Origin of the sequence: Allobosea sp. (assembly GCF_017308015.1) — a bacterium.
GTDB lineage: Bacteria > Pseudomonadota > Alphaproteobacteria > Rhizobiales > Beijerinckiaceae > Allobosea.
Window position 1 is genome coordinate 169,946 of record NZ_JAFKFW010000008.1, and the last position, 10,399, is coordinate 180,344.

A 10,399-nucleotide genomic window follows, 5' to 3' on the forward strand; every position below is an offset into this window, starting at 1 on the left:
GCATTCCGGGCCTATCTTCGATCGATGAGCCCGATCGCCTTTGACAATTCCTATGCGCGCCTGCCGCCGCGCTTTTACGCGGCGGTCGCCCCGACGCCCGTGACCGCGCCGCGGTTGATCCGACTGAACGTTTCGCTCGCGGTGCGGCTCGGGCTCGATCCCCGCTGGCTGAGCAGCCCGGAGGGCGTGGCGATGCTGTCCGGCAATGGCATGCCGGCCGGTGCCGCTTCGATCGCGACCGCCTATGCCGGTCATCAGTTCGGCGGCTTCAGCCCGCAGCTCGGTGATGGCCGCGCCATCCTGCTCGGCGAGGTTATCGACCGTGATGGCAGGCGGTGCGATCTGCAGCTCAAGGGCGCGGGACCGACCCCGTTCTCGCGCCGCGGCGATGGCCGGGCCGCGCTCGGGCCGGTCCTGCGCGAATATATCGTCAGCGAGGCGATGGCGGCGCTGGGCGTCCCGACGACGCGCGCGCTTGCCGCGGTCCTGACCGGCGAATCAGTCCGGCGGGAGACCGCGTTGCCCGGCGCGGTCCTGACCCGTGTTGCCTCCAGCCATATCCGGATCGGCACTTTCCAGTATTTTGCCGCTCGCGGCGATCTCGAGGCGCTGCGCCTGCTCGCCGAGCACGTTATCGCCAGGCACTACCCGGCCTGCGCCGGCGAGGGGCGCTATCTCGCCTTGCTCGAGGCGGTGGTCGCTGCGCAGGCTTCGTTGATCGCGCAATGGATGACGGTCGGCTTCATTCATGGTGTGATGAACACGGACAACATGTCGATCGCGGGAGAAACCATTGACTACGGTCCTTGCGCCTTCATGGACGCCTATCATCCGACGACCGTGTTCAGCTCGATCGACGAGCATGGCCGCTACGCTTATGCCAACCAGCCGCCGATCGCCCGCTGGAACCTGACTCGCTTCGCCGAGACGATGCTGCCGCTGCTGGACGGCGATCTCGACAAGGCCGTGCCGATCGCGCAGGCCGCGCTCGACCGGTTTGATCCGCAATTCCAGACGCATCTCATCGCCGGTTTCCGCCGCAAGCTCGGCCTCGCGACCGAAGAGGCGGAGGATGTCGTGCTCATCAAAGGCCTGCTCGATGCGATGCAGGACGGCGAGGCCGATTTCACGCTGGTTTTCCGGCGCCTGAGCGAGGCGGCCGGGCGGGACAGTCCGGAGGCCTGCCGCAATCTCTTCAAGGACCCGGCGACATTCGATGCCTGGGAGGGACGCTGGCGCGAGCGCTCGCAGCGGGAGCCGGTACCGGCCGAGGCGCGGCGGGATGCAATGCTGCGGGTCAACCCGCTCTACATCCCACGCAACCATCAGGTCGAGGCGGTGATCGAAACCGCGGTCGAGCGCGACGATTTCGCCCCTTTCGAAGCCCTCGTCGACGTCCTGGCGAAGCCTTTCGAGGCGCAGTCGGGCCGGGAGGATTACGAGCGTCCGCCAGCCGTGCATGAGCGCGTGCTGGCGACATTCTGCGGGACCTGAACGGTTCGAGGCAGGGCAGCGCGATGTTTCTTTTCGATGGCCCCGATGAGGCCGATGTCACCCTTCTTCTCGCCCATGGCGCCGGGGCCCCGATGGATTCACCGTCGATGACGGCTGCCGCGAAGGCACTGGCCGGGACAGGCTTTCGCGTAGCGCGTTTCGAGTTCGACTATATGGCGGCGCGGCGCAGCGGAACCTCGCGTCCGCCGCCGCCGCGCGCCGATAAGCTGAACCCGCAATATCTTGCCGCCATCGATGCGCTTGGCGCGGCGGGAAAGCTCGTCATCGGCGGCAAGTCGATGGGGGGCCGCGTCGCCAGCATGGTGGCTGACGGGCTCTTTGAAAGCGGCCGGATCAGCGGCCTGCTTTGCCTCGGCTACCCCTTCCATCCGCCCGGCAAGCCCGAGCAATTGCGGACCGGGCACCTGGTCGATCTGAAGACCCCGGCGCTCATCGTGCAGGGAACGCGGGATGAATTCGGCACCCGGGAGGAAGTCTCGACCTATGAGCTTTCACCGGCGATCAATATCCTCTGGCTGGAGGACGGCGACCACGATCTGAAGCCCCGCAAGCGGGTATCCGGCTTTTCGGCCGCTGAGCATCTCGGGACCATGGCCGAGGCTGCTTCCGCCTGGGCCGGGCGCCTTGATGCGACATCGCGCGCACGGCAGGCTGGCGTCGAACCTTAAGCCCGGTCCAACTTACTCCGCTGCTGCGGAATTGCGCGCCGCGGTCTGCTCGAAGCAGTCGAGTGTGCGTGCCGAGTAGACGAGAGCCGCGCCCGCATTCATCGCGATGGCAACGCCGAGAGCCTCGGAGATTTCCTCTTTGGTCACCCCGGCTTTGATGGCGGCTTCGACATGGCTGGTGATGCAGCCATCGCAGCGGGTCGTCACAGCCACAGCGAGCGAGATCAGCTCCCGCGTGCGGGCGTCGAGATGCTGCGTCTTCGCCGCGCCGGCGCTGAGCGCGGCATAGCCCTTGAGAGCATCGGGTGCGGCCTTGCCGAAATCGCCGACGCGCAGCTTCAGCTCCGTCCGATAACCCGTCCAGTCCAGCATTCTCGTGTCCTCCTGACAAATGGCCGTCCGTATCGGCCGGCCCGAGCCCATTGTAAGGTGCCTCGGTCCTTCAGAGCCAGATGACCGCGGCGCTTTCGCGCGGCCTCGTCTCGGCCCTGCCGGATCGCTGGCCTGGTAGGCGAGGGCAGCCAGCAGGAGATCAACGCTGTGCCGGGCAGGTCGCCCGTTCAGCGCGACCGCGGATCGAGGGCGTCTCTCAGGCCGTCGCCCAGCAGGTTGAACGACAGGACCGTGGCGAAGATCGCGATACCCGGCCAGAGCGCCATCCAGGGGGCATTGCTCAGGAAGCGCTGGGCCGAGTTCAGCATCGAGCCCCAGGAGGGGGCAGGCGGCTGAAGGCCGAGGCCGAGGAAGGACATGCTGGCTTCCGCAATGATCGCCATCGCGATGGTCAGCGTCGCCTGGACCATGAGCTGCGGCAGGATGTTCGGCAGGATATGCCGCGCCGCGACGCGCCATTGCGGGTTGCCCATGGCGCGGGCCGCCTCGACATAGTCCTCCCCCTTGATCGACAGGACCTGGCCGCGCGTCAGGCGGATGAAGAACGGCGTGGCGGTGATGCCGATCGCCAGCATCGCATTCGTCAGGCTCGGGCCGAGGAAGGCGGCGAGCGCGATCGCGAGGATGAGGAAGGGGCAGGCGAGCATCGCGTCGGTGAAGCGGCTGATCAGGCCGTCCACGAAGCCGCCGAGAAAGCCCGCGGCGAGCCCGAGCGGTACGCCGATCGCCATGGCGATGCCGACCGAGGTGAGGCCGGCCATCAGGGAGGCGCGGGCGCCCCAGATGATGCGTGACAGGATATCGCGGCCGGCTTCGTCGGTTCCGAACCAATGCGCTGCGGAGGGAGCCTTGCGCACGGCCGTCCAGCTCTGGGCGGTCGGGTCATAGGGCGCCAGAAGCGGGGCGAAGATGGCCACGAGGACCATGAACAGCACGACCGCCAGCCCGACCAGCGCGCTCTTGCGCTTCGAGAGGCGTTGCCACAGCGGGTCGCGGAAGAGCTTCGTCATCGGGTTGGCCGAGGGTCTGGTTTGGGTCATCGTCGACACGGGCGTCAGCTTCTCAGTCTCGGATTGACGAGGATGTATCCGATATCGGCCAGCAGATTGAGGATGATGTAGAAGAGCGAGGTCACGAGCACGACGCCCTGCACCACCGGATAATCGCGGGTGAAGACCGCATCGACGATCAGCTTGCCGAAGCCCGGTATCGTGAAGATCTGCTCGGTCAGGACCGCGCCGGACAGAAGCGCGCCGAACTCCAGCGCACCCAGCGTGATGATCGGCGTCAGTGCGTTGCGCATCGCGTGCTTGAGCACGACGGTCCGTTCGTTGAGCCCCTTGGCGCGTGCGGTCCGGACATAGTCGCTGCTGAGCGCCTGCAGCATCGCGCCGCGGGTATGGCGCATGATCACGCCGGCGATCCCGGTGCCCAGCACGAAGGCGGGCATGATCGTGGTGGTGAGGTTCATCTTCAGATCCTCCCAGGGGCTGACGAAGCCGGAAGCCGGCAGCCAGCCGAGATGGACCGAGAAGAACAGGATCAGCATGATGCCGAGCCAGAAATTAGGCACCGAAATGCCGGCGAGCGACGCGATGTTGGTCGCATAGTCGATCGTGCTGTTATGGCGCAGCGCCGAGATCACGCCGGCTGTGATGCCGACCACGAGCGCGATGCAGATGCCCATGACCGCCAGTTGCAGCGTCACCGGCAGCTTGAGCAGGATCAGGTCGAGCACGGGGCGGTTATGGCGCATGGATTCGCCGAGATCGCCGGTCGCGACGCCCTTCAGCCAGTAGAGATACTGCACGATCAGCGGCTGATCGAGGTGGTATTGGGCCCGGATGGCGGCGAGCGTCGCTTCGTCCGGATTCTCGCCGGCGAGCACGAGAGCCGGATCGCCCGGCAGGAGATGCTGCAGCGAAAAGATGATGATCGACAGCAGGAGGACTGTCGGAACGAGCTGCGCGAGGCGGCGGGCGATCAATGTCGTCATGGTTCAAGCGCCCGTCATGCACAGACCCGGAGGCGCAACCGTAGCTGTGGGAGCCGGTCGCGACCTTTCGAGCGTTGGCAGAGGCATTTCACGGATAGGTCGAAGTGCGGGCCGGCCGTGGCAGTTCCGGGCACGGATGCACCCGGAACCTGAACGGATCGGTGACGATGTGCTCATCGCGCGCCCGCAGTCGGCTCAGTTCTTGCGGCTGACATTGGTCAGGCGAATGATGCCGTCCGGCGCCGGCTTGAAGCCGGTCAGCGCGGAGTTATGCGCGAAGATCCACTGCGAGTGGTAGAGATAGACGATCGGCAGGTCCTTCTGCAGGATCGCGATCGCCTTGGCGTATTCGGCCTTGCGCGCCTCGACATCCCCGAGCGAGCGGGCTTTCGCGAGGATCGCGTCGAGCTGCTCGTTACAGTACTTGGCGTCGTTGGTCGCCGCGCCGCAGGAGAGCATCGGCGTAACGTTCAGGTCGGGATCGACGCGACCGCTCCAGCCCACGAGATGGGCCTGGAACTTGCCCTGGCGGGCGATGTCGAGCAGCGTCATCAGCTCGGTCGGCTTGATCGAGACCTTGATGCCGATCTCCTGCACCATCGCCTGGATGAGCTGTGCGACCTGCTGGCGCTCGGCATCGGTGGGGACGAGCAGTTCGAGATCGACCGACTTCACGCCGGCCTCGGCCATCTTCTTCTTCGCGGCGTCCAGATCGCGGGCGGGAACCGGGAATTTCTTGTCGTAGAAGGGGCTGGACGGCGGGAACGGCTGGTTGCCGGTGCTGGCCTGCCCGTCGAAAACGACGTTGCTGATCGCCTGGCGATCGATCGCGAGGCTGAAGGCTTCGCGGATCGCGGCCTTCTTGCCGGCGTCGAGATTGGCGCCCTCGCCGCCGATGCTGAAGGTGATGCCGTAATAGCCGAGGCCGACCACGGGGTCGACGGCAAGCGCCTTGTCCTTCTTGACCGCTTCGACGTCCGTCGCGGCGAGGCGCTCGATCAGGTCGAGCTGGCGCGAGCGCAGGTTCAGCAGGCGGACATTGGAATCCGGCATGCCGCGATAGATCAGGCGATCGAAATGATATTTCGCCGCATCGTAATATTGCGGGAACTTCTCAAGGACGATGCGATCCTGGACGACGCGCTCCAGGAACTTGTACGGGCCCGAGCAGACGGGCGCGTCGGTGAACTTGTCGCCGAGCTTGGCGCCGGCCGCCGGGCTGATGATCATGCCGGCGCGATCGCTGAGTGCGGCGAGCAGCGGCACCGAAGGCTCCTTGAGGCTGACCTTGACGGTGGTCGCGTCTACGGCTTCGACGGTCTTGATCGCGCTGATCTCGGCCTTGCGGCGCGAGATGCCGGAGGTCAGTGCGCGCTCAAGATTGTACTTGATCGCCGCGGCATCAACGGGCGTTCCGTCATGGAAGACCGCGTCCTTGCGCAGCTTCAGGGTGAGAACGGTGCTGTCCGGGCTCCACTCCCAGCTTTCTGCCAGCATCGGAATGATTTTGCCGCTTGTGTCGATATCGACGATCTTGTCGCAGAGCGACTGCAGGACATGACGGCCGACGAAACTCCAGTTGGACACCGGGTCCAGCGTGTCCGGATCGTCCTGCAGGCCGATCTTCAGAACGGATTGAGCGGTGGCGGGAGCCGTCGTCGCGAGGTTGCCGAGCGCCAGGGCGGCGGCGAGAGCAAGGAATGCTGGTTTCATAGATAGTCCCCTCTTCTGTTGTGCCGTGCCGGTCGCGCGCTCAGCGGGCGACCGCGTAACCTTGAACGCCGCGCGGATTGGCCCCGGCCTTGATCAACTGCACGTCCCCGTCCATTTCGCGGGCGACCGCCGAGAGGCGCCCCTCGGACCAGGCGTCGCCGACGGTGATCTTGTGCCCGCGCGCGGCGAGGTCCTCGCGAACCGCCTCCGGGAAGCGGGCTTCGAGCGTGACCGCGCCATAGTTGATCTCGCGCGGCCAGAACGAGCTGGCGAGATGGTCCGTGTGGAAGGACGGGGCATCGATCGCTTCCTGCAGGTTCATCCCCTTGTGGAGATGGCGCAGCAGCATGATGAGCTGCCACTGGTCCTGCTGGTCGCCGCCCGGCGTGCCGAAGGCCATATAGGGCTGGCCGCCGCGGTAGACGGTGGAGGGCGTCAGCGTCGTGCGCGGCCGCTTCGACGGTGCCAGGGTGGAGTTCAGTCCCTCTTCGAGCCAGAACATCTGCGCGCGGGTCGTCAGGCTGAAGCCGAGGCCCGGAATGACGGGGCTCGACTGGAACCAGCCGCCGGACGGCGTCGCGGAGACCATGTTGCCCCAGCGGTCGACGGCGCTCACCTGCACGGTGTCGCCGCGCTGGGCGCCTTCACGGGTCAGTGCCGGTTCGCCCTGCTTGTCGTTCGGCAATTTGGCCTCGCGGACGGTCGGTTCGCCACCGCCGAGGCCGGGCTGCGCGATGGTGCCGACCTTGCGCAGCGGCGGCAGGTTCGGGTTGCGGCCGTCGGGCGTGCCGGGCTGCACCTCCATCGATGCCTTGCCGGTGATCAACGCCCGCCGGATGTCGGCATAGCCTGAAGACAGCAGAGCCTTGATCGGCACGTCGGAGCTGTCGCCATACCAGGAATCGCGGTCTGCCATCGCGAGCTTGGCGGTCTCGACGACGAGATGCACGAAATCGGCGCTCATCGGGTCGAGATCGGCGATATCCGTACCCTTGAGGATCTGCAGCATCTGCAGCAGGACCGGCCCCTGCGACCACGGCCCGCATTTGAAGACCTCGTAGTCGCCATAGGCCACGGAGACCGGCTTCTCGACCAGCGGCCGGTAATCGGCCATGTCCTGCGCCGTGATCAGGCCCTTGTGATGGCGTCCCGAGACGTCCCAGACTTCTTCGGTCGCACAGAATTCTTCGATCCGCTCGGCGACCGGCCCGCGATACCAGAAATCGAGCGCCGCATCGATGCGCGCCTCCCGGTTCTTGCCGGATTTCGCGTGGTCGATGATCTGCTGGTAGAGCGCCGCGATTTGCGGATTGCGGAACAGTTTGCCGGATTGGGGCGCGACGCCGCCCGGCAGATAGAGCTCGGCCGAACTCGGCCAATGGGTTTCGAAAAGCTCCCGCATTTCACCGATTGTCCGGGCGATGCGCGGTACCAGCGGATGGCCCGTGCGGGCATAGTAGATCGCCGGCGCCAGCACGTCTTCCAGCTCGGCTGTGCCGTAGTCGCGCAGCAGGGTGAGCCAGGCGCCGAAGGCGCCGGGGATGCAGGCGGCCAGCAGGCCGGTGCCCGGAATGATGTCGAGGCCGAGGCCCTTGAAATAGGCGACGGTGGCCTTGGAAGGCGAGGGGCCCTGGCCGGAGATCACGATCGGCGTGTCGGCGCCGGCCGGCGTCACGATGATCGGCACTTCGCCGGCCGGGCCGTTGAGATGCGGCTCGACGATCTGCAGCGTGAAGCCGGTGGCGACCGCGGCGTCGAAGGCGGTGTGCCCCTTCTCCAGGATCGACATGCCGACGGTCGAAGCCAGCCAATGCGTCGAGGAAACCGCCCCGAATGTACCCCTGAGTTCCGGTCGCGTCGTGAATGTCATGGCGGTTCCTTAATGCCGGCCGTTTGCAGCCGCCCGGAAAAGCTGCCGAAAAGGCTGGATATCGCGCGAATGAATTTAGGTCAGCCTCAGGAAGCCACGCAGCAGGCGTGTGCAGCGGCACCTTTTTGTATATTATTTGTCCACAATGCAATAGGATTGTGTAATCTTCGGGCTCGATCGCGACGGTGGTCTCTGGAATGGTTGACATGCGAGCAGAGAAGCGATCGATGTCGGAGACATCCGCCTCCACCCGGAAAAGTCGTAGCGATTTCATCGCTGAACAGCTCGAAGAGGCTGTCATCAACGGCGCGTTCCCAGCCGGCGCGAGGCTCGACGAGGCATCGATCGCCCTGCAGTTCGGCGTCTCGCGCACACCTGTCCGCGAAGCATTGCATATCCTGTGCGGGCGGGGATGGGCTGAGCGCGAACCCTTCAAGGGCGTGGTCGTGACGCAGATCTCGGCCGAGCGCATCGACGAGATGTTCGAGGCGATGGCCGAACTCGAGGCGACATGCGGCCGGCTGGCTTCGCATCGGATGACGATGAGCGAGCGCGGCGAACTCGAACGCCTGCACGGCCAGATGAACGTGCTCGCCGAAGCGGGCGACAACGACGCCTATAACGACCTCAATACCAGGTTTCACAACCTCCTTTTCCAGGGCAGCCACAATAGCGACCTGATTGCCGCCGCCCAGACACTGCGGTTGAAGCTGGCGCCGTTCCGCAAGTTTCAGCTCAAGGACAAGGGGCGGATCAAGCAGTCCTGCCGCGAGCACGGGCAGATCGTCGACGCGATCCTGGAGCAGGATGCCAAGGCTGCTGAAAGTGCGCTGCGCCGTCATCTCGTTTCGGCCGCACAGGAAGTCCTGATCCGACGCCAGCGGCAGGAAGACGAAAGCGTCGCCGCAACCACGCCCTGAAAGGCAGCTTCAAAATGTCAGATGTAATGGATGCGGATGCCATCCGCGCGGTGATCGGCGCGATGCAGGCTGCCTGGAACCGTGGCGACTTCCATGGCTACATGGCGGGGTTCGCCAATCCCGATGTCGTTTTCGTCTCGCGCGGACGAATCCAGAAGGACTGGCAGGCGACGCTCGACCACTACATCGCCGACTACGGCGGTGCGCCGGGCTCGCAGGGAGAGCTCGCCTTCACGAATATCCGTATCGAGATGCTGGCGCCGGATGCTGCCCAGTTGATCAGCGACTACAGGCTGGTACGCGCCGCCGGCAACCAGGTCGGCGTCAATACGCGCCTGATGCGCAAGCGCGACGGCAAATGGTTCATTGCGCTCAATCACGTGTCTCAGATCGAGGATCGCGATCCCCGAAGCTGAGGCGGGAAGCAAATCTCGGTCGCGAGACCGGGCTGGCGCATCTCATGGAAGTCCTGTCGTCCTCGCCAGGGCTGTGGAGGCGGCGGTTTTGCGCTGCAGCAGCAAGCCGTCCCGCTCGCCACCGGTGGCGCCACCGCTCTCATCCGTTGGCTGGCTCGGTTTTCGCGCCCAGCGCCCCGGTATGCTGCCCCGAAGCGGGGCGGCTATCGACGGCGGCCGATCGGACCGGCGACACATCGCGGATCGGATCGCTCAGCAGCCGCAAACCGTTGAGGACGACAAGAACCGTTCCGCCTTCATGGCCAAGGACTGCCAGCGGCAGCGGAAGCTCGAAAAATGCGGCGCCGGTCACGAGAACCAGCATCGCGCCGATCGCGAACAGCAGGTTCTGGCGAATGATCCAGGCAGCACGCTGCGAGAGCTTGTGTGCCGCCGCCAGCCGGCCCATGTCCTCCGAGAGAAGCGCGACATCGGCGGCCTGAAGGGCCACCTCCGAGCCGGCTGCCCCCATGGCAATGCCGACATCGGCGCGCGCCAGGGCCGCCGCGTCGTTCACGCCGTCGCCCACGAACGCGATCTTCCGTCGCTGTGCTGCTTCCGCGACCAGTCTGACTTTGTCTTCCTTACGCTTGGTCAGGAGGACTACGTCGTTGAATAGGTGCGCGTGCATCTTGACCTGCTTTCCTTTTGCATCCTGTACGACCACATCAAGCGATCGGACATGTGCCCGGCCTAGCAAGTAATTGTGATCAGTTTTTGAGCGACTCGCTAAATCGAGCCCGAGATGCGCACCTGGCTGGCTCGAGATGTCTTTCATCTTCAACTGAATGCCAATGACTTCGAGAATGTGCAGCCGAGTCCTGTCCAAATCCTGCACCACCTTTGTGCTGTCTATGAGCTGCTTGTAT

The 10,399-nt window shown here is 65.2% G+C and carries 9 protein-coding genes and 1 pseudogene; 4 read left to right on the forward strand and 6 right to left on the reverse strand.

Features of this window, described 5'->3' with window-relative positions:
- Window positions 1-24 precede the first annotated feature (24 nt).
- Complete coding sequence (locus tag J0I42_RS09475) at window positions 25-1,494, forward strand: protein adenylyltransferase SelO (protein WP_291654576.1); 1,470 nt, start codon at window positions 25-27, stop codon at window positions 1,492-1,494.
- A 23-nt stretch (window positions 1,495-1,517) separates the two neighbouring features.
- Window positions 1,518-2,183 (forward strand): alpha/beta hydrolase family protein, encoded by a 666-nt coding sequence (locus J0I42_RS09480; protein WP_291654577.1) that lies wholly within the window; start codon window positions 1,518-1,520, stop codon window positions 2,181-2,183.
- A 12-nt stretch (window positions 2,184-2,195) separates the two neighbouring features.
- Here J0I42_RS09480 and J0I42_RS09485 read toward each other — a convergent pair whose 3' ends face one another.
- The 5 genes from J0I42_RS09485 to J0I42_RS09505 form a co-directional block, all read right to left on the reverse strand.
- Window positions 2,196-2,555, reverse strand: a complete 360-nt coding sequence (locus J0I42_RS09485; RefSeq protein ID WP_291654578.1) for a carboxymuconolactone decarboxylase family protein — start codon at window positions 2,553-2,555, stop codon at window positions 2,196-2,198.
- A gap of 188 nt (window positions 2,556-2,743) precedes the next feature.
- Window positions 2,744-3,586, reverse strand: coding sequence for an ABC transporter permease (locus J0I42_RS09490; protein ID WP_291654592.1), 843 nt, complete (start codon window positions 3,584-3,586; stop codon window positions 2,744-2,746).
- Window positions 3,587-3,630: 44 nt separating this feature from the next.
- The gene (locus J0I42_RS09495) at window positions 3,631-4,572 is read right to left on the reverse strand and encodes an ABC transporter permease (protein WP_291654579.1); all 942 of its coding nucleotides are present in this window, start codon (window positions 4,570-4,572) and stop codon (window positions 3,631-3,633) included.
- 195 nt (window positions 4,573-4,767) lie between these two features.
- Complete coding sequence (locus J0I42_RS09500; RefSeq protein WP_291654580.1) at window positions 4,768-6,285, reverse strand: ABC transporter substrate-binding protein; 1,518 nt, start codon at window positions 6,283-6,285, stop codon at window positions 4,768-4,770.
- A gap of 40 nt (window positions 6,286-6,325) precedes the next feature.
- Entirely contained in the window at window positions 6,326-8,155 is a 1,830-nt protein-coding gene (locus tag J0I42_RS09505) for a gamma-glutamyltransferase family protein (protein ID WP_291654581.1), read from the reverse strand.
- A 227-nt stretch (window positions 8,156-8,382) separates the two neighbouring features.
- On the opposite strand from J0I42_RS09505, the gene J0I42_RS09510 reads away from it, so the two are divergent.
- The gene (locus tag J0I42_RS09510; protein ID WP_291654582.1) at window positions 8,383-9,075 is read left to right on the forward strand and encodes a GntR family transcriptional regulator; all 693 of its coding nucleotides are present in this window, start codon (window positions 8,383-8,385) and stop codon (window positions 9,073-9,075) included.
- A 14-nt stretch (window positions 9,076-9,089) separates the two neighbouring features.
- A complete protein-coding gene (locus J0I42_RS09515; protein WP_291654583.1) occupies window positions 9,090-9,491 on the forward strand; it encodes an SgcJ/EcaC family oxidoreductase in 402 nt (133 codons plus the stop codon).
- A gap of 139 nt (window positions 9,492-9,630) precedes the next feature.
- Here the strand turns inward: J0I42_RS09515 and J0I42_RS09520 are convergent.
- Window positions 9,631-10,399 (reverse strand): annotated as a pseudogene (locus tag J0I42_RS09520) (HAD family hydrolase); the annotation flags it as partial.